Annotated in this window: 20 protein-coding genes; 10 read left to right on the forward strand and 10 right to left on the reverse strand. The window is 72.8% G+C overall.

The genetic code is table 11. The features are described 5' to 3' along the window. Positions 1 to 48: 48 nt before the first annotated feature. Both ACULK2_RS11835 and ACULK2_RS11840 read right to left on the reverse strand, forming a co-directional pair. A complete protein-coding gene (locus tag ACULK2_RS11835; protein WP_445967434.1) occupies positions 49 to 492 on the reverse strand; it encodes a TIGR02611 family protein in 444 nt (147 codons plus the stop codon). A gap of 100 nt (positions 493 to 592) precedes the next feature. Then, positions 593 to 1,300, reverse strand: a complete 708-nt coding sequence (locus tag ACULK2_RS11840; RefSeq protein WP_445967435.1) for a YflT domain-containing protein — start codon at positions 1,298 to 1,300, stop codon at positions 593 to 595. A gap of 67 nt (positions 1,301 to 1,367) precedes the next feature. Between ACULK2_RS11840 and ACULK2_RS11845 the strand changes: the two genes are divergently transcribed. From ACULK2_RS11845 to ACULK2_RS11860, 4 genes are read left to right on the forward strand one after another with little or no spacing between them, the layout of a single operon-like run. After that, positions 1,368 to 2,702 (forward strand): magnesium transporter MgtE N-terminal domain-containing protein, encoded by a 1,335-nt coding sequence (locus ACULK2_RS11845; RefSeq protein ID WP_445967436.1) that lies wholly within the window; start codon positions 1,368 to 1,370, stop codon positions 2,700 to 2,702. Continuing rightward, positions 2,689 to 3,213, forward strand: coding sequence for a DUF1003 domain-containing protein (locus tag ACULK2_RS11850; protein WP_445967437.1), 525 nt, complete (start codon positions 2,689 to 2,691; stop codon positions 3,211 to 3,213). The genes ACULK2_RS11845 and ACULK2_RS11850 overlap by 14 nt, the downstream gene beginning before the upstream one ends. Beyond that, positions 3,200 to 4,375: an Mrp/NBP35 family ATP-binding protein gene (locus ACULK2_RS11855; protein ID WP_445967438.1), complete on the forward strand. Its 1,176-nt coding sequence runs from the start codon at positions 3,200 to 3,202 to the stop codon at positions 4,373 to 4,375. The genes ACULK2_RS11850 and ACULK2_RS11855 overlap by 14 nt, the downstream gene beginning before the upstream one ends. 41 nt (positions 4,376 to 4,416) lie before the next feature. Next, entirely contained in the window at positions 4,417 to 5,277 is an 861-nt protein-coding gene (locus ACULK2_RS11860) for a hypothetical protein (RefSeq protein ID WP_445967439.1), read from the forward strand. Positions 5,278 to 5,300: 23 nt separating this feature from the next. Here the strand turns inward: ACULK2_RS11860 and ACULK2_RS11865 are convergent, their stop codons facing one another. Then, positions 5,301 to 6,836: a pyridoxal phosphate-dependent decarboxylase family protein gene (locus ACULK2_RS11865; RefSeq protein WP_445967440.1), complete on the reverse strand. Its 1,536-nt coding sequence runs from the start codon at positions 6,834 to 6,836 to the stop codon at positions 5,301 to 5,303. Then, positions 6,833 to 8,203 carry an MFS transporter gene (locus tag ACULK2_RS11870; RefSeq protein ID WP_445967441.1) on the reverse strand — a complete coding sequence of 457 codons (1,371 nt, stop codon included), beginning with the start codon at positions 8,201 to 8,203 and terminating at the stop codon, positions 6,833 to 6,835. The genes ACULK2_RS11865 and ACULK2_RS11870 overlap by 4 nt, the downstream gene beginning before the upstream one ends. A 74-nt stretch (positions 8,204 to 8,277) precedes the next feature. Here ACULK2_RS11870 and ACULK2_RS11875 point away from each other — a divergent pair, with 74 nt between their 5' ends. Then, complete coding sequence (locus ACULK2_RS11875; protein ID WP_445967442.1) at positions 8,278 to 9,864, forward strand: succinic semialdehyde dehydrogenase; 1,587 nt, start codon at positions 8,278 to 8,280, stop codon at positions 9,862 to 9,864. Between the two features lie 104 nt (positions 9,865 to 9,968). Here ACULK2_RS11875 and ACULK2_RS11880 read toward each other — a convergent pair whose 3' ends face one another. Continuing rightward, on the reverse strand, positions 9,969 to 10,358 hold the full coding sequence (locus ACULK2_RS11880) for a twin-arginine translocase TatA/TatE family subunit (protein WP_445967443.1): 390 nt from the start codon (positions 10,356 to 10,358) through the stop codon (positions 9,969 to 9,971). A 91-nt stretch (positions 10,359 to 10,449) separates the two neighbouring features. Here ACULK2_RS11880 and ACULK2_RS11885 point away from each other — a divergent pair, with 91 nt between their 5' ends. Then, on the forward strand, positions 10,450 to 11,082 hold the full coding sequence (locus tag ACULK2_RS11885) for an O-methyltransferase (protein ID WP_445967444.1): 633 nt from the start codon (positions 10,450 to 10,452) through the stop codon (positions 11,080 to 11,082). Here the strand turns inward: ACULK2_RS11885 and ACULK2_RS11890 are convergent, their stop codons facing one another. From ACULK2_RS11890 to dapE, 3 genes are all read right to left on the reverse strand, one after another. Further along, complete coding sequence (locus ACULK2_RS11890; RefSeq protein WP_019179788.1) at positions 11,083 to 11,256, reverse strand: DUF3117 domain-containing protein; 174 nt, start codon at positions 11,254 to 11,256, stop codon at positions 11,083 to 11,085. A gap of 164 nt (positions 11,257 to 11,420) precedes the next feature. Further along, positions 11,421 to 12,719 carry a hypothetical protein gene (locus ACULK2_RS11895; protein ID WP_501044926.1) on the reverse strand — a complete coding sequence of 433 codons (1,299 nt, stop codon included), beginning with the start codon at positions 12,717 to 12,719 and terminating at the stop codon, positions 11,421 to 11,423. Continuing rightward, positions 12,674 to 13,777, reverse strand: coding sequence for a succinyl-diaminopimelate desuccinylase (gene dapE / locus ACULK2_RS11900; protein ID WP_445967446.1), 1,104 nt, complete (start codon positions 13,775 to 13,777; stop codon positions 12,674 to 12,676). The genes ACULK2_RS11895 and dapE overlap by 46 nt, the downstream gene beginning before the upstream one ends. 89 nt (positions 13,778 to 13,866) lie before the next feature. Here dapE and dapD point away from each other — a divergent pair, with 89 nt between their 5' ends. Then, positions 13,867 to 14,826, forward strand: a complete 960-nt coding sequence (gene dapD / locus ACULK2_RS11905; RefSeq protein WP_445967447.1) for a 2,3,4,5-tetrahydropyridine-2,6-dicarboxylate N-succinyltransferase — start codon at positions 13,867 to 13,869, stop codon at positions 14,824 to 14,826. Positions 14,827 to 14,937: 111 nt separating this feature from the next. Continuing rightward, positions 14,938 to 17,547, forward strand: coding sequence for a penicillin acylase family protein (locus tag ACULK2_RS11910; RefSeq protein WP_445967448.1), 2,610 nt, complete (start codon positions 14,938 to 14,940; stop codon positions 17,545 to 17,547). On the opposite strand, the gene ACULK2_RS11915 is transcribed toward ACULK2_RS11910, so the two are convergent. Beyond that, complete coding sequence (locus ACULK2_RS11915) at positions 17,544 to 17,975, reverse strand: Lrp/AsnC family transcriptional regulator (RefSeq protein WP_445967449.1); 432 nt, start codon at positions 17,973 to 17,975, stop codon at positions 17,544 to 17,546. The two genes, ACULK2_RS11910 and ACULK2_RS11915, sit on opposite strands and share 4 nt — an antisense overlap. Before the next feature lie 123 nt (positions 17,976 to 18,098). On the opposite strand from ACULK2_RS11915, the gene ocd reads away from it, so the two are divergent. Continuing rightward, on the forward strand, positions 18,099 to 19,127 hold the full coding sequence (ocd, locus tag ACULK2_RS11920; protein WP_445967450.1) for an ornithine cyclodeaminase: 1,029 nt from the start codon (positions 18,099 to 18,101) through the stop codon (positions 19,125 to 19,127). A 34-nt stretch (positions 19,128 to 19,161) separates the two neighbouring features. Then, positions 19,162 to 20,118: a citrulline utilization hydrolase CtlX gene (gene ctlX, locus ACULK2_RS11925; protein ID WP_445967451.1), complete on the forward strand. Its 957-nt coding sequence runs from the start codon at positions 19,162 to 19,164 to the stop codon at positions 20,116 to 20,118. A gap of 85 nt (positions 20,119 to 20,203) precedes the next feature. On the opposite strand, the gene ACULK2_RS11930 is transcribed toward ctlX, so the two are convergent. Further along, the gene (locus ACULK2_RS11930; protein WP_445967597.1) at positions 20,204 to 21,502 is read right to left on the reverse strand and encodes a citrate synthase; all 1,299 of its coding nucleotides are present in this window, start codon (positions 21,500 to 21,502) and stop codon (positions 20,204 to 20,206) included. Between the last annotated feature and the right edge of the window lie 113 nt (positions 21,503 to 21,615).

Here is a 21,615-nt window from a genome sequence, read left to right on the forward strand (position 1 = left end):
GTGCCGGGGCGGATGCGTCGTCCCGGCGCGTCGCCCGAATCGGCGGATTCAGCTCTCCGAGCCGACCCCGCGCGCCGCACGGCGCGCCTTCCACCAGGCCCAGAAGCGGTCGAGCAGGCGCTTGACCCATCCCGCGAGCCGCCGCGCCCACGCGAACTCGGTGCCGAGGATCGCGAGACCGAGGAAGACGACGAGCCACCCCGGCCCGGGCAGCGGCACGAGCGCGAGCCCGGCGACCGCGATCACGCCGCCGAGCACCGCCACGCCGAACCGGTAGGCGAACCGCAGGCGCGGGTGACGGTCGATCCAGCTGCGAATGCCGCGCAGCCACCGGCGGACCGGCCGGTCGGGGCGCTCGGCCGCGACGATCTCGGCACGCACGGTGCGCTCGAGCGGGGTCTGCTCTGCCGTCGGCGGCTGGGCCGACATCCGCTCGGGGCGCGTGTGCGCGTTCGGCGGCCGGCCGGGTTCACGGCGGAGGTCGCTGGACATGACGCCACCGTAGGCACTCACGCTGGGAGTCGCCGGAGTGCCGAGCCGTCCGGCCGACCCGCGCACCGGGTGAGCGCGACGACGGCCGGAACCGGCGCGGCTACTGCTCGCCGCGCTCCCGCGCGGCACGGCGGGCGGCGTCCTGCGCCTCGCCGTAGGTGAGCGGACGCGACGGGTCGATCGTCCGCGCCTCCTCCTCGGGCGCGCCCTCGGACGAGGGCGCCGCGCCCGCGGCATCCGACGGTCGCTCGGGCGCGGGCGCGGGTGCGGGGGGTGGGCTCGCGACCGTCGTCGCAGCGGGCGACGGCGGCGCCGCGGCATCCGTCACCCCCAGCACCTGACGCGCACGCACGACGTGCGCGGGCTCGGCGATGATCGCGTAGCGGGTGGCGAGCACCTGCATCACCGACGTGAAGTCGCGGCGGCGGCGGTTCACCGAGTACGAGACGAGGCTGAAGATCATCCCGAAGCCCGCACCGATGAGGATCGCGGCGCCGAGGATGCCGAGCGACGTGCCCGACGGCGAGAAGATGAAGAACAGCAGGCCCAGGAAGGTGCCGAACCACGCCCCGGAGAGCGCACCCGCCGCGGCCGTACGGCCCCAGCTCAGCGTGCCCGTGATGCGCTCGACGCTCGTGAGGTCGTGCCCGACGATCGAGAGTTCCTTGACCGGGAACTCGGCCTTGGCGAGCTGGTCGACCGCGGCCTGCGCCTCCTGGTAGGTCTCGTAGCTCGCGACCGTCTCCCCCTTGGGCAGGGTCGGGAAGGTGCGGCCGATGCGACCGCCGAACGGCGACTGGGAGCTCACCCCGCCATTCTTCCACGCCGCCCGCCCGCCCGGCCCGAAGCCGGCCGCGCGGGGTAAGTTGGGAGGCGTGAGCGCCACGAGAGTCTTCGTCGCCCGACTCGCCGGGTGCCCCGTGTTCGACCCCGCGGGCGATCGCGTCGGGAAGGTGCGCGACGTGCTCGTCGTGTACCGCAAGGACGACCCTCCGCGCGTCGTCGGCCTCATCGTCGAGATCCCCGGCAAGCGCCGGGTGTTCGTCTCGATCGGGCGCGTGACCTCGATCGGCGGCGGCCAGATCATCACGACCGGGCTCATCAACCTGCGCCGCTTCGAGCAGCGCGGCGGCGAGGTGCGCGTGATCGCCGAGATGCTCGGCCGCAAGGTCGAGTTCAACGACGGATCGGGTTCGGCGACCATCGAGGACGTCGCGATCGAGGAGCGCGAGCCCGGCGAGTGGGAGGTCGACCAGCTCTTCGTGCGCCGCCCGAAGACGAGCGCGTCGCCGTTCGCGAAGGGGCCGTCGGCGTACGTCACGTGGCGCGAGGTGCGCGAGACCACCGCGGCCGGCGAGGCCCAGTCGGCCGAGCAGCTCATCGCGACCTACTCCGAGCTGAAGCCCGCCGACCTCGCGAACACGCTGCTCGACCTGCCGCCGCAGCGCAGGCAGGAGGTCGCGGCCGAGCTCCCCGACGACCGCCTCGCGGACGTGCTCGAGGAGATGCCCGAGATCGACCAGGTCGAGATCCTCGCCAAGCTCGGCGACGACCGCGCGGCCGACGTGCTCGACCACATGTCGCCCGACGACGCCGCCGACCTCATCGCGCAACTGCCCGAGGAGCGCGGCGAGCACCTGCTCGAGCTCATGGAGCCCGAGGAGGCGGAGGACGTCCGGTTCCTGCTCTCCTACGGTCCGGACACCGCGGGCGGACTCATGACGACCGAGCCGATCATCGTGTCGGCGGACGCCACGGTGGCCGAGGGCCTCGCCCTCATCCGCCGCCACGACCTCCCGCCCGCGCTCGGCGCCGCGGTGTGCGTCACGCTGCCGCCGTACGAGCCGCCGACCGGCCGCTTCCTCGGCATCGTGCACTTCCAGCGGATGCTGCGCTACCCGCCGCACGAGCGCCTCGGCTCGCTCATCGACCAGGGGCTGGAACCCGTGAAGGCCGACACGTCGGCCGCCGAGGTGAGCCGCATCCTGGCCAGCTACGATCTCGTGTCCGTCCCGGTGGTCGACGAGAAGCATCGCCTCGTCGGCGTCGTCACGATCGACGACGTGCTGGACTACCTGCTCCCGGACGACTGGAGGAGTCATCCCGACGACGAGGCGGAGGTGAGCAGACGCGCCACGGCCCGCGCCCAGCTGGCCACCGGCAGCATCCCGATCGCACCCGGAAGGAGGGCAGGAGATGGCACGCACTGACGCCGACGACCGTCGGTTCGACACCCCGAAGGGCATCCGCCGATCCGCCGCCCCCCTGCGCCGCTCCGGCGACCGCGATCGCTTCGGCCGCTTCACCGAGTGGGTCGCGCGCAACATGGGCACGCCGTGGTTCCTCCTCGGCCTCACGCTCTTCGTCACGTTCTGGATCCTCTGGAACACGCTCGCGCCGGAGGCGTGGCGATTCGACTCGGTCGAGCTCGGCTTCATCGCGCTGACCCTCGTGCTCTCGCTGCAGGCGTCCTACGCCGCGCCCCTGATCCTGCTCGCGCAGAACCGCCAGGACGACCGCGACCGCGTGCAGATCGAGCAGGACCGTCAGCGCGCCGAGCGCAACCTGGCCGACACCGAGTACCTCGCGCGCGAGGTCGTCGCGCTCCGGCTCGCGGTGCGCGACCTCGCGTCGAAGGAGTTCATCCGCCAGGAGCTGCGGCAGGTGCTCGAGGAGCTCGACCGTCGCGACGAGGAGGATGACGCGAATGCCCCGTCCTGACGCGGACGAGGTCGAGCGCGCCGTCCACTCCGCGCTCGCGGGCGTCATCGACCCGGAGATCCGGAAGCCCATCACCGAGCTCGACATGGTCGAGCGGGTGACGGCGACCGACGCCGGAGTCGAGGTCGGGGTTCGCCTCACGATCGTCGGCTGCCCGGCGTCCGATCGCATCGAACGCGACGTGCGCGCGGCGGCCGAGCAGGTCGTCGGCACGGGCAACGCCGTCGTCGAGCTCGGCGTCATGACGCCCGAGCAGCGCGCCGCCCTCACCGAGCGGCTGCGCGGCGGCCGGGCCGCACGCGGCAACCCGTTCGGTCCGGGCACGCTCACGCGCGTCATCGCGGTCACGAGCGGCAAGGGCGGCGTCGGCAAGTCGACGCTCACGGCGAACCTCGCGGTCGCGCTCGCGGCACGCGGGCTCTCCGTCGGGCTCGTCGACGCCGACGTGCACGGGTTCTCGATCCCGGGCCTGCTCGGCCTCGTCGACGAGCACGGCACCGCGGTGCGCCCGACCCGCGTCGACGAGATGATCCTGCCGCCCGTCGCGCACGGCGTGAAGGTCATCTCGATCGGCATGTTCGTCGAGCCGACCGAGCCCGGCGGGCGCGGCTCGTCGGTCGCGGTCGCCTGGCGCGGGCCGATGCTGCACCGGACGCTCCAGCAGTTCCTCACCGACGTGTACTTCGGCGACCTCGACGTGCTGCTCGTCGACCTGCCTCCGGGCACCGGCGACGTCGCCATCTCGCTCGGCCAGCTGCTCCCGAACGCCGAGGTCGTGGTCGTCACGACCCCGCAGCCGGCGGCCGCCGACGTCGCCGAGCGCTCGGGCCTCGTCGCCCGCCAGACCGGCCAGCGCGTCGTCGGCGTGATCGAGAACATGGCCGGGCTGGCACAGCCCGACGGGTCGCTGCTCGACCTCTTCGGCTCCGGCGGCGGCGACGAGGTCGCCCGGCGGCTCTCCGATGGCGTCGCCGACGCGGTGCCGCTCGTCGCCGCGGTGCCGCTCAGCGTCGCGCTGCGGCGCGGCGGCGACGACGGGCTCCCGGTGGTGCTCTCCGAACCCGACGACCCCGCGGCGCGCGCCATCGAGCAGGCGGCCGACTTCCTCGCCGGGCGACCGCGCTCGCTCGCCGGTCGACGGCTCGACGTCTCGGTGCGGTGAGACGGATGCCGCGTCCCGCTCGCTGCCGCGTCCGGTCCGCGGTGCTCGCACCCGCGTGCCTCGTCGTGGCGGCGCTCGCAGCCGGGGCGCTCGCGTCGTGCGCGGCGGCCGACAGGACCGACGCCGGCGCGTCCGGTGACGGACTGCCCGACGGGCTGTCCGTCACGGTCCAGCAGGGCCGGATGGACGTCCCGCAGGGTCGGCTCGTGCTGCACTTCGAGAACTCGGGCGAACCGGTGACCGTGACCGCGCTCTCGGTCGACTCGCCCGCGCTCGAGCCGGGCATGGACCGCGACCGCCCGTTCGACCTCGACGAGGACGACGCCATCGACATCCGGCTCGACCTCACCGGCAGCGTCTGCGACGGCGACCCCACGGAGGTCGGCATCGACGTGCGCGCGACGACCGCCGACGGCGCGGAACACGAGGGCACGCTCGCACCCGAGGACCCGTTCGGCACGATGCAGCGCATCGCCGACGCCGACTGCCTCGCCGAGTCGGTCGCCGCCGTCGCCGCGATCGAACTGCCGGAACGCCTGCGCACGACCGGGACCGGCACCGATCAGCGCGCGTGGATCGACGTGACGGTCGCGCCCGTGGCATCCGGCGACGGAACGCTCGAGATCGACGGCGTGTCGGCCACGACGCTCATCGGCAACGAGGACGGCCAGGACTGGCCGCTCGGCATCGAGGTCGCCGCGGGCGGCGCTCCGGTCGACGTGCCGCTCGCGGTGCGCCCCGCGCGGTGCGACGCGCACGCGCTCGCCGACGACAAGCGCGGCACCATCCTGCCGTTCACGGTGGCGACCGGCGACGGCCGCGCGGGGCGGCTCGAGATCGCGTCGGGCCCCGAGCTCAAGGCCGACCTCTACGCCTACTACGCGGAGCGCTGCGGGCTGTAGGCGGACCCTCACGCGACTCCGGCTCAGGCGCGCGGCTCGACGACCCTGGCGAGCAGTTCCACGAGCAGACGCTCGGTGAGCGGCCCGGGGAGCGCCTCGACGAGGGCGAGGACCGGCGCCATCCGGTCGGGCAGGGCACCGCCGGCGCCCTCGCCGCCGAGCAGCCCGAACGCGCCGAGCAGGCCGGCGGCGGTGTCCGAGTCGAAGCCGGCGGATGCCGCGGCGAGCGCGCCGGCGCCGCCGGGAAGCTGCTGCGCCAGCCCGGCGACGAGCTCGCCGCCGTCGACCGCGGGCACGCCGCGAACCGCGTCGGCCGCGGCCTCGAGCGCCGGCACGAGCTCGCCGACGACGTGGTCGGTGACGGGCGTGACGGTGAGGTGGGTCGTGTGCGGCAGTGCGGTGCCGTCGGCCTGGACCATGCCCGGCTGCAGCTGCAGGTACCAGCCGGCGCCGCGCGCGGCATCCGCCCAGTGGTGCGGGTCGACGCGTCGTCCGGCCGGCACCGTGTCGTCGGCGCGGACCGCGAGCAGCGGCCCGACCGGTTCGCCCACCACGGCGAGGCCCTCGATGCGGTCGATCGCCTCGCGGAGGGTCGCCGCGGCGGTCGTCGCACGGGCCGTGAGGTCGGCGAAGCCCGACTCGCCGAGCACCTGCACGATCGCCCACGCCGCGGCGAGCGGACCGGCGGGCTTCGAGCCGGCCATCGTCGGGTTCACGACCGGGTAGCCCGGCCACGCGGTCGTCGCGAAGTACTGGCGGCGCTGCCGGTCGCGGCCGCGCTGGAGGAGCACCGACACGCCCTTCGGCGCGTAGCCGTACTTGTGCAGGTCGGCCGACAGGCTCGTGACGCCCGGCACGCGGAAGTCCCACTCGGGCAGGCCCTGCTGGAAGGCGAGCGCGAAGCCGCCGATGCACGCGTCGACGTGCAGCGCGATCCCGCGCTCGGCGGTCGCGGCCGCGACCTCGGCGACGGGGTCGAGCGTCGCGAACGGGTACGACGGCGCACTCACCACGACGAGGGCCACGTCGTCGCCGAGGCGTGCGACGACCTCGGCCACGTCGGGCGCGCCGCTCTCCGGGGACACGGGGACGAGGTCGAGCGCGAGCCCGAAGTAGTGCGCGGCCTTGTGGAATGCGGCGTGCACGGTCGTCGGGGCGACGAGCCGCGGCATCCGCCCATCGGCCGGGTTCGCCGCGCGCCACGCGTCGCGCGCGGTCTTCACCGCGAGCAGGCAGCTCTCGGTGCCGCCCGAGGTGACCGACCCGACGACCTCGGCCGCGTCCGCGTCCGCCGCGCCTCGCGACTCGCCGTGGAACACGCGCCGCGCGAAGCCGACGACGCCGGCCTCCATCGCGGCGACCGAGGTGAAGGTGGTCGGATCCAGGCCGTTCACGGGCTGCACGAGGCGCGCCGCGCGAGCCGCGAGGTCGTCGAGCTCGGCGAGCCCCGAGTCGTACACGTACGAGAGCACGCGACCGCCGTGCGTGGGCGCGTCGCCCGCTCGCAGCGCGGCGAGCTCGGCGAGCACCTCGTCGGGCTCGCGTGCGAAGGCGTTCATCGGGCGATCTCCTCGGCGGTGGCAGGGGTGTCGATATCGGCCCGCCGGAGCGGGTAGCGCAGCAGCGGCACCAGGCTCACCAGCACGAGCGCGGCGGGCAGCAGGCTGAAGCTCAGCGCGATGCCGGAGACGGCGGCATCCGGCTGGGCGACGACCGCGGACCCGACCGACTCGAGGTACCCGGTCGCGGCGAGCACGATCGTGAGCAGCGTCGCACCGAGCGCCATGCCGGTCGTCTCCCCCGCGGTCCAGACACCGCCGAAGGTGCCGGCGCGGCCGGGCCCGTTCGTGCGGGCGTCATGGGCGACGACGTCCGGCAGCATCGCCATGGGCAGCGACTGCATGCCCGCGTACGCGGCGCCCGCGATCGCGACCGGCGCGTAGACCCAGGCGCCCGGCACCCAGAGCATGCCGACGAGGGCGGCGGATGCCACGGCGAACAGGGCGCTCGCGATGACGTACGAACGCTCCTTGCCGATCCGGTGGGCGAGCCGGCCCCAGAGCGGTGCGCAGAGGATCGCCGGACCGATGAGCGCGACGAACAGGAACGTGAGCGCGTCCTCGGAGTCGAGCACCCAGACCGCCACGTAGTTCGCCCCCGCGAGCATGACGCCGGTCGCGAGTCCCTGCAGCAGGAAGCCCGAGAGCAGCAGGCGGAACGGGCGGCTGCGGCGCAGCGCGCCGAGCCCCTCCGCGTAGCCGGCGGCGAGGCTGCGTCGCTCGCGCTCCTCGACGAGCATGCCGGTCGGTGCGGTCGTCGTGGCCACGAGCATGCCGAGACCGATCACGAGTCCGGCGACGACGGCCATGACGAGGTAGCCGAGCGCCTCGTCGTCGCCGCCGACGCGACGGAGCACGGGCCCGCCGGCGCCGAACAGCAGGATCGCGAGGCTCAGCACGACGACGCGCCAGGTCAGGAGTCGCGTGCGAGCGTCGTAGTCGTCGGTGAGCTCGGCGGGCAGCGCGATGTAGGGCACCTGGAACAGGCTGAACGCGGTCGCGGTGGCGAGGAACGCGAGCATGACCCAGGCCCCGGCGACGAGCGGGCCCAGCCCGGCCGGCGCTGCGAACGTGACGACGAACGCGACCGGGAGCGCGAGCGCGCCGATCCGCATCCAGGTGCGGCGCGTGCCCGAGACGGCGAGGGCGTGATCGCTGCGATCGCCGATCCACGGATCGATGAGCACGTCCCACACCTTGGCCGCGGTCACGACGAGGCCTGCGAGCAGCGCGGTCACCCCGAGGGTGTCGGTGAGGTAGAAGACGAGCACGAGACCGGGCAGCGTCGCGAAGCCGCCCGTGCCGATCGATCCGACGGCGTAGCGGGCCACGATGCCGCGCGGGAGCCGTCGCTCCGGGGAAGTCATGCGGGGAAGCATACCCATTCGAGGAGGCCGATCCGGACAGGCTCCCCCGGTCCTCACCCGCCTAGACTGGCCGGGTGTCCAACGCCGCCACCCGAACTCAGGCCGCTCCCCGAACCGCGGCCGTCCCCCAGAGCCCCGCACGCGACGCCCTCGTCGGCGACCTGATCGCCACGACCGGCCGGACCGCGGCGATCCCCACCCCGGCGACGGGCGAGACGCTCGTCGACCTCCCGCGGTCGAGCGCCGACGACGTGCGCGGTGCGGTCTCGCGCGCGCGCCTGGCGCAGGTCGCCTGGGCCCGCGCCGGCTTCGCGGCCCGTCGCCGCATCCTGCTCCGCGCGCACGACCTCATCGTCGCCCGTCGCGAGGAGCTCCTCGACCTGACGCAGCTCGAGAGCGGCAAGACCCGGGGCCAGGCCTTCGAGGAGGTCTTCCAGGCGCTGTCGGTGACCCGGTGGAACGCGCTCAAGGCGCAGAACGTGCTCCGCGGCGGTCGCCGCCGCGCCGGCATCCCGGTCGTGCTCTCGACCCGCATCCGCTACCGCTCCAAGGGCGTCGTCGGCGTCATCACGCCGTGGAACTACGCGATCAGCCTCGCCGCGATGGACGTGATCCCGGCGCTCGCCGCCGGCTGCGCCGTCGTGCAGAAGGCCGACGACCAGGGCGCGCTCTCGGTCCTCGCGCTGCGGCGCGCGTTCATCGACGCCGGGCTTCCGGAAGCGCTGTGGGCCGTCGTCGCCGGCGATCCGGCCGAGGTCGGCGAGGCCGTGACCGACGAGGCCGACTACATCTGCTTCACCGGCTCGACCGCGACCGGCCGCCGGATCGCCGAGAAGGCCGGCCGCCGCCTCGTCGGCGCCTCGCTCGAGCTCGGCGGGAAGAACGCCCTCATCGTCCTCGACGACGTCGACGTCGAGCAGGCGGCGGCGGATGCCGCGCACGCGTGCTTCTCGTCGATGGGCCAGCTGTGCGTGTCGGTCGAGCGCATCTACGTGCACCGGCGCGTCGCCGACGCGTTCACCGCGGCGCTCGCGGCTCGCCTCGCCGATCCGCGCATCGGCTCGGGCCTCGACCACGACGCCGACTACGGCAGCCTCGCGACGGCCGCGCAGCTGGAGCGCGTCCGCGGTCACCTCGACGACGCGCTCGCCAAGGGCGCGAGGGTCCTCGTGGGCGGCCGCCCACGGCCCGAGATCGGCCCCTGGGCCTTCGAACCCACGGTGCTCACCGAGGTCGCCCCCGGCATGCGCGTGCTCGACGAGGAGACGTTCGGCGCGATCGCGTCGCTCCACGTCGTCGACGACGAGCTCGAGGCGGTGTTCGCCGCGAACGCGTCGGAGTACGGCCTCAACGCGTCGGTGCTCTCGGGTTCGACCCGTCGTGCGCTCCGCGTCGCCGACCAGCTCGACGCGGGCAGCGTGAACGTCAACGAGGGCTACCGGGGCAGCTTCGGCTCGGTCGACGCGCCCATGGGCGGGCTCAAGGCGTCCGGCATCGGCAGGCGCAACGGTCGCGAGGGCCTCCTGCGGTTCGTCGACCCGGTGACGGTGTCGGTGAACACGCGGGTCATCCCGCTCCCGCACACCGGGCGCGAGTACGCGAGGCTGAGCGGCGTGCTCGTCCTGCTCGCGCGGGCGCTGCGCGCCATCCGCCGCGCCTGACGACGCCGACGGCCCACGGGCCGGACGCACGGACAGGGTGCGCACCGACCCGGCGCACGCCGCGACCGGCGGCGATCAACCGCCGGAGTGCTTCGAGATCCGGGTCAGGTCGCCTCGGAGTCGAACGGCGCGGGCTCGCCCGCCGCGATCGACTCGAGCCGGCGCTTGCGCTGCAGGTAGGCCGAGTTCTCGTTCACCGCGGCCCGGGCGACGACCGGCTTCGCGGGCTCGGCGAACGGGTCGACCTCGCTCAACGCCTCGCGGACGATCCGCCGCGGGTCGTACTGGCGCGGGTCGAGCTTGCGCCAGTCGACGTCGTCGAAGTCGGGCCCCATCTCCTCGCGCACGCGGTCCTTCGCGCCGTTCGCCATGTCGCGCAACGAGCGCACGAAGCGGCCGAGCTGCGCCGCGTAGTGCGGGAGCCGCTCCGGGCCGAGCACGAAGACGGCGATCACCCCGATGATGAGGAGTTTGTCGAAGGTGAGGCCGCCCATGCGCTCAAGGATAGTCGGCGGCGAGGCGTTCGATCGACCGTTCAGCAGACCCCTAGGCTTGGGGGTCGACAGAGTCCCCGGGAGCCGCCACGTGTCCGAACACGACCTGAACTGGAAGTACGTCGACGAATCCGTCGTCGAATCGGAATCGATCGCGAAGGCCCGTCAGCAGTCCCTCGAGCTCGGCATCGAGCCCGTCTCCCCCGCGGTCGGCGCCCAGCTCGCGGTCATCGCCGCGGCATGCGACGCACGCGCGATCATCGAGGTCGGCACCGGCGTCGGCGTGTCGGGCCTGTGGATGCTGCAGGCCGCGCGTTCGGCGCACCTGACCTCGATCGACGCCGAGACCGAGTACCAGCAGCACGCGCGCGAGCACTTCGCCGACGCGGGGATCGCCCCGGCGCGGGTCCGGCTCATCGCGGGTCGTGCCGGCGAGGTGCTGCCACGGATGAACGAGCGGTCGTACGACGTCGTCGTCGTCGATGCGGACGCCGCATCGGTCATCGAGTACGTCGAGCACGGGCTGCGCCTGGCCAAGCCCGGCGGGAGCGTGCTCGTGGCGCGTGCCCTCTGGAAGGGACGAGTGGCCGACCCCGCCCGGCGAGACGACGTGGCGACGGCCTTCCGCGGGCTCATCTCGGAACTCGCGGCATCGTCCGCCGTCGTGACCGCCATCTCGCCGGCCGGGGACGGCCTGCTGCAGATCGTGAAGCTGGGCGCCTGACTAGGCTGCGTTGACGACGCCGCCGAGGACGTCGTAGAGCTCCTTGGCCTCAGCGTCGTTCACCGAGACGACGAGGCGACCGCCACCCTCGAGGGGCACGCGCACGATGATGAGGCGCCCCTCCTTCACAGCCTCCATCGGTCCGTCTCCAGTGCGTGGCTTCATGGCCGCCATTGAGCTACCCCTTTCGTGGCTGAATCTCCATTATCCCGTATGCACGCGACGCAACGGGACACGAGGCCCCGTTTGTGGACGACGAGGCCGGTCGTTCACGCTCCGGTCCCGGCCCGTGCACCCGCCGATCACCGGGCGCGATACCGTCGGGCGTCGGCGGCGGATCAGGGCGGCGTCCAGTCGTACCCGTCGATGAACCAGCCGACCCGGAGCCACACGACCTGCAGCGCGATCGAGGCGATGACGAGCCCGCCGCGCCACCACCGCGAGCGCGGCACCGCGAGCGCGCCCGCGATCGGGAAGAGCGGCGCGAGCAGCCGGAACGTGCTCGACTGCGGGAAGAACACCGCGAACAGGTAGAGCGCGTAGCTCGCGAGCCACAGCCGGATGTCGACCCCGAGCCGGCGCACCCACGGCGTGAACAGCAGCACCCCGAAGCCCGCGGCGAGCGCGATCGGCAGGATCGTGCCCATCGGCTGCCCGAGCCACCAGTCGCCGGACTGGAACCAGGGCGTCAGCGGCACCAGCTCGGCATAGCCGATGTACGGCGCGCGCCAGGCGAGCTCCGTGTCGGTGTACGCGGCCGGCTCCCCCGTCGCGGCCCACGCGATCGCCGGCCAGGCCAGCCCGACGAGCCCGGCGAACAGGGCGACGGATGCCGCGACCACGCGCTCCCGCACGGGGAACGGGTCGCGCGAGCGCGTGAACCACCGCACGATCCAGTGCAGTCCGAGCGTCAGGGCGAAGGCCAGCGCGCCCGGCCGGGTGAAGGCCCAGATGCCGATCACGGGAACGAGCCATCCGTATCGCCGGTCGACGAGGAGGAGGAGCGCGAGGGCCAGCCAGAGGAAGCCGAGCGACTCGGCGTAGGCGAACCCCATGATCGGCGAGACCGGGGCGACGCAGAAGAGCACGACGGCGAACAGCGCCTGGTCGGGGTCGAGGAACCGCGACATCAGGCGGTGCATGGCGAGCGCGGCCGCGAGGCCGGCCACGAGCGCGACGAGGACGGATGCCGCGTCCCACGGGACGCCGACGACGGTGAGGATGCGCACGATGCCGGGGAAGACCGGCAGGAACGCCCACGCGTTCTCGGCGACGTGGCCGTCGTCGGTCAGCGGGAGCTCGGTCGGGTACCCGGCGGCGGCGATGAACTCGTACCAGCGGCCGTCCCAGATGTTGGCGTACTCGAGGTAGCCGGGGCGGGCGTCCGTCCACGCGCTGGCGGCCTGCTCGCGCGCGAACTGCAGGACGATGACGATCGAGATCGCGCGGGCCGCGAGGTAGACGAGCAGCACGCGGCCCCACCACGGCAGCAGACGCCAGCGGACGCGCGGCGACCACCGCTCGACGCGGTGCGGGTCGGGTCGCCGCGGTTCCGGGTGCGCCGCCTCGGCCTCGGCGTCCACGGCGCGGCTCAGCGCACGGCTCCGCTCAGCCAGTCGCGCAGCGCGCGCTCGCACGCGAGGATCTCGTCGCAGTCCACGCGCTCGTCGTCGGCATGCGCAAGCAGCGGGTCGCCCGGCCCGAAGTTCACCGCGGGGATGCCGAGCGCGCTGAAGCGCGCCACGTCGGTCCAGCCGTACTTGGGCTGCGCGTCGGCGCCGACGGCGCGCACGAACTCCTGCGCGAGCGGGTCGTCGAGGCCGGGCCGGGCGCCCTCGGAGGCATCGGTGACGGCGATCTCGTACTCGGGGAAGAGCGCCCGCACGCGGTCGGTCGCCTCGGCGACCGACCGGCTCGGCGCGAAGCGGTAGTTCAGCGTGAGCACGGCCTCGTCGGGGATCACGTTGCCCGCGATGCCGCCGTGCACGAAGACGGCATTGAGGCCCTCCCGGTAGTCGAGCCCGTCGACCCGCACCGTCTCGGCATGATGGCTCGCGAGACGCTCGAGCGCGGGCGCGAGCCGGTGGATCGCGTTCACCCCGACCCAGCTGCGCGCCGAGTGCGCGCGGCGACCCGTCGCGCGCAGCTCGACCCTGAGCGTGCCGTTGCACCCGCCCTCGACCTCGCCGCGCGTCGGCTCGCCGAGGATCGCGAAGTCGGCCTCGAACAGGTCGGGGCGCGCACGGAGCACGCGGCCCAGCCCGTTCAGGTCGGCCGCGACCTCCTCGTGGTCGTACCACATCCAGGTCACATCGACGATGGGCGCGACGAGTTCGCGCGCGAGCTTCAGCTGCACCGCGACGCCGGCCTTCATGTCGACGGTGCCGCGCCCCCAGAGCACGGTGCGCCCGCCGTCGACCTCGAACCGAGTCGGCACGTTGCCGTTGATCGGCACGGTGTCGAGGTGCCCGGCGATCACGACGCGGCGCTCGCGACCGAGGTTCGTGCGCGCCACGACGGTGTCGCCGTCACGGAACAGCTCGAGGTGCGCCGCACCCTCCAGCGCACCGACCACGAGGTCGGCGAGCCGGCGCTCCTCGCCCGAGACGCTCGGGACGTCGCAGATCGCCTGCGTGATGGCGACGACGTCGGCGGACAGGTCGAGCGCGGCCGTGGGTGCGGCGGGTGCAGCCATGTCCCCGAGTCTACGAGGGGCGGATGCCGCGGGCCCGCGCCCCGCGTCATCCGCCGTCGCCCTCGCGTCGCGCTCGGTACCCTTGAGGCATGCCCGCCGAATCGCCGAACCCGACCGCGCCAGCCACCGCCTGGGGCGACGGCCTCGCCACGATCGCCGGCGACGGCACGGTCCTCGACACGTGGTACCCGGCGCCGCGGCTCGGCGACGTGCCCGCCGACGCACCGGCCTGGGAGCCGCCGGCCGGAGCGGTCGGTCCGGACGACCGGCGCGGGGTCCGCGTCGAGGCGGTGCGCACCGCCATCCGCCTCGAGGACGCCCCGGCGAGCACGTCGGACGCGTACCTGCGCCTCCACCTCCTGTCGCACCTCCTCGTCCGGCCCAACGGGCTGAACCTCGACGGGATCTTCGCCCACCTGCCGAACGTCGCCTGGACCAACGCCGGTCCCGTCCACCCCGACGACCTCGACCGGCTGCGACCGGTCCTCCAGCGAGCGGGGATCCACGTGACGGGCCTCGACAAGTTCCCGCGCCTGCTCGACTACGTGATCCCCGAGCGCGTGCGCGTCGCCGACGCCTCGCGGGTCCGCCTCGGCGCGCACCTGGCACCGGGCACGACCGTCATGCACGAGGGCTTCGTGAACTTCAACGCCGGCACGCTCGGGTCATCGATGGTGGAGGGCCGCATCTCGCAGGGCGTCGTCGTCGGCGACGGGAGCGACATCGGAGGCGGCGCCTCGATCATGGGCACGCTCTCGGGCGGCGGCACCCAGCGCGTCGCCATCGGCGAGCGCGCGCTGCTCGGCGCGAACTCGGGCATCGGCATCTCGATCGGCGACGACTCGGTCGTCGAGGCCGGGCTGTACGTCACGGCGGGCACGAAGGTGGTCCTGCGCGGCGGCGTCGGCGAGCGCGACCGCATCGTGAAGGCGGTCGAGCTGTCGGGGCTTCCGAACCTGCTCTTCCGGCGCAACTCGCTCGACGGTCGCGTCGAGGTGCTCTCCCGTTCGGGTGAGGGCATCGCGCTGAACGCCGCCCTGCACGCCTGATCCCACAGCTCCGACCCCGCACCCCGCCCGACCCACGGGGCCGGGGTACAGTGTTGACCCGGGGCCGCTCGGACGGGCGGCCCCGGCCATGCGCCGACACGAAGGAGTGACGTGGGAACCGACGCGCCGAGGACCCGACGGAACGGCTGGGCGAAGTTCCTCGTCGGCGCCCTGGTCACCGTGCTCGTGCTCGGCGTGGCCGCGGTCGGCTTCGGCTGGTGGACCGTCCACCGCTCGTTCCCGACGGAGTCGGGACGCATCAGCGTCGCCGGCCTCGACAGCCCCGTCACGGTGTACCGCGACGACGCGGGCATCCCGCAGCTCGTCGCGGAGACCGACCACGACCTCCTGTTCGCGCAGGGCTACGTGCACGCGCAGGACCGCTTCTGGGAGATGGACTTCCGCCGCCACGTCACGGCCGGCCGCGTGGCCGAGCTCTTCGGCGAGTCGCAGGTCGCGACCGACGCCTTCATCCGGACCCTCGACTGGCGCGGCATCGCCGAGCAGGAGTTCGAGGGGCTCGACGAGGAGTCCCGCGCGCTCTACGAGGCCTACGCCGACGGCGTGAACGCGTACCTCGCGGAGCGCTCGGGCGTCGAGCTCTCGCTGGAGTACGGCGTGCTCGCCCTGCAGAACCCGGGCTACGAGCCCGAACGGTGGACGCCGATCGACTCCATCGCCTGGCTCAAGGCCATGGCGTGGGACCTCAGGTCGAACCTCGGCGACGAGATCGACCGCGCGCTCCTGCTCGCCTCGGGGCTCACGAGCGAGCAGGTCGCGCAGCTCCATCCGGACTTCCCGTGGTCGGCGAAGCCGACCATCGTCGGCGGACCCGCACCGGCGGCTCCGGCCGGTCTCGGAGCGCGGCCCGTCGAGGCGGCGGCCGCGACCCCGGAGGACCCGGCGGCCGCGGCATCCGTCGCCCCGGGCATCGCCGACCTGTACGGATCGCTCGCCGCGAGCCTCGACGCGCTGCCACAGCTCCTCGGCCCGGAGGACGGCGACCTGGGGTCGAACTCGTGGGTCGTCTCCGGGGCGCTCACCGACACCGGCATGCCGCTGCTCGCGAACGACCCCCACCTCGGGCCGGCGATGCCGTCGATCTGGGTGCAGATGGGGCTGCACTGCGCGGAGCTCGACTCGACGTGCACCTTCGACGTCGCCGGGTACGGCTTCTCGGGGCTGCCCGGCATCATCATCGGCCACAACGAGCGCATCGCGTGGGGCTTCACGAACCTCGGGCCCGATGTCGCCGACCTCTACCTCGAGCGCGTCACCGACGACTCGTACGAGCTCGACGGCGCACTCGTGCCGCTCACGACGCGCGAGGAGGTCATCGAGGTCGCCGGCGGCGACGCCGTGACCATCTCCGTCCGCGCGACCGCCCGGGGGCCGATCGTGACCGGCATCGGGTCGGACTTCGCCGCCGTCGCCGAGGGCGCCGCCGAGTCTGCGGAGGAGCCCGCCGAGGGCGAGGCGGCGGCCGAGGGCGACGCGGCCGAGCTCGAGGTGTCGCTGCAGTGGACCGCGCTGCAGCCGGGACGCACCCCGCAGGCGATCTTCGCGATGAACCGGGCCGCGGACTGGCCGGAGTTCCGCGCGGCCGCCGAGCGCTTCGAGGTGCCATCGCAGAACCTCGTCTACGCCGACGTCGACGGCAACATCGGCTACCAGGCGCCCGGGCGCATCCCCGTCCGCGCCGCAGGCGACGGCACCGTGCCGCTCCCGGGATGGACGAGCGAGAACGGATGGATCGGCACCGTGCCGTACGACGAGCTGCCGTCCGTCGAGAACCCCGAGCGCGGCTACATCGTGACCGCGAACAACGCCGTCGAGCGGGACGGCCCCATGCTCACCCGCGACTGGGACCTCGGGTACCGCGCCGAGGGCATCGAGCGGCGCCTCGGCGAGCTCATCGCGGCGGGCGAGCCGATCACCGCCGAGCACATGAGCGACATCCAGTTCGACACGCGCGACGCGAACGCCGAGGCGTTCCTGCCCGTGATCGCCGAACTCGACCTCGACGGCGACGCCGCACGCGGCGCCCGGCTCCTCGCCGACTGGGATGCGGCAGCCGACGTCGACAGCGCCCAGGCGGCGTACTTCGCGGTGTTCTGGCGCAACCTGCTCGACGGCATGTTCGGCGCACTGCCCGAGTCCACCCGACCGGTCGGGGGTGACCGCTGGTTCTCGGTCGTCGGGTCGCTGCTCGGCCAGCCCGAGGACCCGTGGTGGGCCGACCGGGCCTCCGGCGCGACCGGACGCGACGCGGTGCTCGGGGCCGCGCTCGAGGCGGCGTGGGCCGAGGCATCCGAGCTCATGGGCGACGACCCCGCCGACTGGCGCTGGGGCGGCCTGCACACGCTGACCCTGACGAACCAGACGTTCGGGGAGTCGGGCATCGGGCCGATCGAGTGGCTCTTCAATCGCGGACCGTACGAGACGGGCGGCGGCTCGGCGATCGTGAACGCGAACGGGTGGGACGCGACCCTCGGCTACGAGGTGAACTGGGTGCCGTCGATGCGCATGGTCGTCGACCTCGAGGACTTCAACGACTCCACCTGGGTGAACCTCACCGGCGCCTCCGGGCACGCGTTCCACCCCCACTACGACGATCAGGCCGAGCTCTGGCAGCACGGCGAGACGCGCGAGTGGCCGTTCAGCATCGAGGCGGTGCGGAGGGCGGCGACCGATGCGCTCGTCCTCCAGCCGGGGAGCTAGCGCAGGACGGAGCTCAGCAGCAGGCTGGTCTCGCTGTTGACGACGCCGTCGATCGATCGGATGCGTCCGAGCACGCGATCGAACTCCCCGAGCGTGTCCGTGCGAAGCTCGGCGACGAGGTCCCAGCCGCCGTTCGTCGTGTGCAGCGCCGTGATCTCCGGGAACCCGCGGAGCCGTCGGATGACGTCGTCGGTCGTGCGCCCCTCGACCTCGATGAACGAGATCGCGTGGATCGCGAGCGGGTCGGTCTCGTCGCGGACGCGGACCGAGAATCCGACGATGACGCCGGATGCCACGAGCCGGTCGATGCGCCCCGTGACGGTCGCGCGAGCCACCCCGAGGCGGCGCGAGAGCACGGCCACGGGGGTGCGTCCGTCCTCGCGGAGGAGGGCCAGGAGGCGGCGGTCGAGGTCGTCGAGGGCATCCATGCGCATATCGTACCGTCGCACTTGTCAGACTGCGCACCTCGCCGACATTCCGTGAGCAGAGCGGTCGTTGCTGTTGCATATCGACGGCTCGTACGCTCGAATCACCGAACTGAAGGGAAGAAGATGACGAGCTTCGTCGACGTACGCAACATGGTCGGCTGGGTCGCCGGGACCGGACCCGAGCACATCATCGCCGGGATCATGGAGTACCTCGAGCAGGACATCGCGCGGTGGGAGAGCTTCGACAAGACGCCGCGCGTCGCCAGCCACACGCCGTTCGGCGTCATCGAGCTCATGCCGACGAGCGACCACGAGTCCTACGCTTTCAAGTACGTCAACGGCCACCCGTCGAACCCCGCGCGCGGCTACCAGACCGTCACCGCGTTCGGCGTCCTCGCCGACGTGCACAACGGCTACCCCACGTTCCTCGCCGAGATGACCGTGCTCACCGCGCTCCGGACCGCCGCGACGTCCGCGTTCGCCGCCAAGCTGCTCGCCCGACCCGACTCGCGGGTCATGGCGATGATCGGCACCGGCAGCCAGGCCGAGTTCCAGGCGCTCGCGTTCCGTCACGCGTTCGGCATCACGTCGCTGCGCGTCTACGACGTCGACCCCGACGCGATCGCGAAGTTCGTCCGCAACATGCTCCCGCTCGGCTTCGAGATCGAGGTGGCCGGCAGCGCCGCCGAAGCACTCGACGGCGCCGACATCGTGACGACGTGCACGGCCGACAAGGCGCGCGCGACCGTCGTCGCCGACGAATGGGTCCGCCCCGGCATGCACCTGAACGCCATCGGCGGCGACTGCCCCGGCAAGACCGAGCTCGACCCGGAGATCCTCGACCGCGCCGACGTCTTCGTCGAGTACACCCCGCAGACGCGCATCGAGGGCGAGATCCAGGCGAAGCCCGCCGACTTCCCCGTCACGGAGCTCTGGGAGGTGCTCACCCACCGGAAGCCCGGACGCGCCGACGCCGACGCCATCACGGTCTTCGACTCGGTCGGGTTCGCGATCGAGGACTTCTCGGCACTGCGGTACGTGCGCGACCAGGTCGCCGGCACGCGGTTCGAGCAGCGGATCGATCTCGTCGCGGATCCCGACGACCCGAAGGACCTCTTCGGCCTCGTCGGCGCGTTCTCACCGGTGGGCTGAGCGGATGTCGGTGCAATCCCCATCAGCGGTCGTCATGGTCCGACCGCACCACTTCGCGCCCAACCCGCACACGCTCGCCGACAACGGATTCCAGCCCGCATCCGACGGCCTCGACCCCGAGCGGCTCGCGGCGTCCGCATACGACGAGGTCACGCGCGCCGCGGCCGAGCTCGAGACGGCGGGCGTCACGGTGCACCTCTTCGAGGACGAGACCGCGCACCGACCGGACAGCGTCTTCCCGAACAACTGGATCTCGACGCACTCGGGCGGCCACATCGCGCTCTTCCCGATGTTCACGCCGAACCGGCGCACCGAGCGACGCAGTGACATCGTGGAGCTGCTGAAGACCACGTATCGCGTGCAGGACGTCATCGACTACTCCGGCCTGGAGTACGACGACGTGTTCCTCGAGGGCACGGGCGCCATGGTGCTCGACCACGAGGCGCGCATCGCATACGCCGCGCGGTCGAATCGAGCCGACCCGATCGCGCTCGAGCGCTTCTGCACGAACTTCGGCTACGAGCCCATGGTCTTCGACGCCGTCGACGGCCGCGGGATCGCGGTCTACCACACGAACGTCATCCTGAGCATCGCGACCGAGTTCGCGCTCGTCGCCGCCGACATGTTCGTCTCCCCCGCACGCCGTCAGGAGGTGCTCGACCGACTCGCGGCCCGCGGACGGCGCGACGTCATCGCGCTCGACAACGCGCAGGTCGATGCGTTCGCCGGCAACGCCCTCGAGCTCTGGGGCTCGCAGGGACGCGTGCTCGCCCTCTCGCGCACCGCCTTCGACGCGCTCACCGTCGACCAGCGGGCGCGCATCGCGCGCTCCGCTCGCCTCCTCCCGCTCGACGTGCCGACCATCGAGCTCGCGGGCGGATCGGTGCGCTGCATGCTCGCGGGCGTGCACCTCGACCCGCGCCCCGGACTCGTCGAGCACCGCGCGGCGCCCGTCGACGACGCCGCGGCCGACGAGATCGCCGCGCTCTGACACGCGCAGCGGCATCCACCGACGACGAAGGGCCCGTCCGAGGACGGGCCCTTCGCGGGGCGCGACGCGCCGGGCTGCGACGCGCTCAGCGCGCCGGGTAGTGGCGCTCGTGCGACCCGGTGTACAGCTGCTGCGGGCGACCGATCTTGGTGGCGGGGTCGAGGTTCATCTCGCGCCAGTGCGCGATCCAGCCGGGCAGGCGGCCGATCGCGAAGAGGACGGTGAACATGCGGGTCGGGAAGCCCATCGCCTTGTAGATGACGCCGGTGTAGAAGTCGACGTTCGGGTACAGGCGGCGCTGCTTGAAGTAGTCGTCCTCGAGCGCGAACTGCTCGAGCTCCTTCGCGATGTCGAGCAGCGGGTCGTTCACGCCGAGGCCCTCGAGCACGGCGTCGGCACTCGTCTTCACGATCTTCGCGCGCGGGTCGTAGTTCTTGTAGACCCGGTGGCCGAATCCCATCAGCTTGACGCCGTCCTCCTTGCGCTTGACGCGCTCGACGAACTTGGCGACGCCCTCGCCCGAGTCGCGGATCTGCGCGAGCATCTGCAGGACGGCCTCGTTCGCGCCGCCGTGCAGCGGCCCGGAGAGCGCTTGGATGCCGGCGGAGATCGACGCGTACAGGTTGGCGCCGGTCGAGCCGACGAGGCGGACGGTCGAGGTCGAGGCGTTCTGCTCGTGGTCCTCGTGCAGGATCAGCAGGCGGTCCAGCGCCTTGGCGAGCGTCGGATCGATCTCGTACGGCTCCGCCATGTTGCCGAAGTTCAGGCGGAGGAAATTCTCGACGAAGTTCAGCGAGTTGTCCGGGTAGAGGAACGCCTGGCCGATGCTCTTCTTGTGCGCGTACGCGGCGATCACCGGCAGCTTCGCCAGCAGGCGGATGGTGGTGAGCTCGACGTGGTCGGGATCGTGCGGGTCGGACGAGTCCTCGTAGTAGGTCGAGAGCGCGGCGACGGCGCTCGAGAGCACGGCCATCGGGTGCGCCGTGTGCGGCAGTGCTGAGAAGAAGCGCTTGAGGTCTTCATGCAGCAGCGTGTGGCGACGGATCTTCTCGTCGAACTCGCCGAGCTGGTCGGCAGTGGGCAGTTCGCCGTACATCAGGAGCCAGGCGACCTCGAGGTAGGTCGAGTGCTCGGCCAGCTGCTCGATCGGGTACCCCCGGTAGCGGAGGATGCCCTGCTCGCCGTCGATGTAGGTGATCGAGGAGCGGGTCGATGCGGTGTTGACGAAGCCGTAGTCGAGTGCCGTGAGACCGGTCTGCCGCGTCAGCGTCGACAGGTCGATGCTCGAGGAGCCCTGTGCGGCGCGGTGGATCGGGAACTCGGCCGTTCCACCCGGGAAGTCCAGCGTCGCCGTGTCGGGGTCGATCCCGGTCGATTCGTTCACGGCGTTGCTCACGGCGTCTCCTGTGATCGTCACTGTCTCGCGATTCCCTGCTCTCCAGCCCGGCACCGGTCGGCGCGCGCGGCCCGACTACAGCCTAGACGGGTCGGGCGGCC

The sequence above is a fragment of the Agromyces molybdatiresistens genome (assembly GCF_052748445.2).

What these genes read in the sequence shown, in the direction of transcription:
- ACULK2_RS11835 (WP_445967434.1), bottom strand. Translation starts at nt 492, where the DNA reads ATGTCCAGCGACCTCCGCCGTGAACCCGGCCGGCCGCCGAACGCGCAC.
- ACULK2_RS11850 (WP_445967437.1), top strand. Translation starts at nt 2,689, where the DNA reads ATGGCACGCACTGACGCCGACGACCGTCGGTTCGACACCCCGAAGGGC.
- ACULK2_RS11855 (WP_445967438.1), top strand. Translation starts at nt 3,200, where the DNA reads ATGCCCCGTCCTGACGCGGACGAGGTCGAGCGCGCCGTCCACTCCGCG.
- ACULK2_RS11865 (WP_445967440.1), bottom strand. Translation starts at nt 6,836, where the DNA reads ATGAACGCCTTCGCACGCGAGCCCGACGAGGTGCTCGCCGAGCTCGCC.
- ACULK2_RS11870 (WP_445967441.1), bottom strand. Translation starts at nt 8,203, where the DNA reads ATGACTTCCCCGGAGCGACGGCTCCCGCGCGGCATCGTGGCCCGCTAC.
- ACULK2_RS11880 (WP_445967443.1), bottom strand. Translation starts at nt 10,358, where the DNA reads ATGGGCGGCCTCACCTTCGACAAACTCCTCATCATCGGGGTGATCGCC.
- ACULK2_RS11890 (WP_019179788.1), bottom strand. Translation starts at nt 11,256, where the DNA reads ATGGCGGCCATGAAGCCACGCACTGGAGACGGACCGATGGAGGCTGTG.
- dapE (WP_445967446.1), bottom strand. Translation starts at nt 13,777, where the DNA reads ATGGCTGCACCCGCCGCACCCACGGCCGCGCTCGACCTGTCCGCCGAC.
- dapD (WP_445967447.1), top strand. Translation starts at nt 13,867, where the DNA reads ATGCCCGCCGAATCGCCGAACCCGACCGCGCCAGCCACCGCCTGGGGC.
- ACULK2_RS11915 (WP_445967449.1), bottom strand. Translation starts at nt 17,975, where the DNA reads ATGGATGCCCTCGACGACCTCGACCGCCGCCTCCTGGCCCTCCTCCGC.
- ocd (WP_445967450.1), top strand. Translation starts at nt 18,099, where the DNA reads ATGACGAGCTTCGTCGACGTACGCAACATGGTCGGCTGGGTCGCCGGG.
- ctlX (WP_445967451.1), top strand. Translation starts at nt 19,162, where the DNA reads ATGGTCCGACCGCACCACTTCGCGCCCAACCCGCACACGCTCGCCGAC.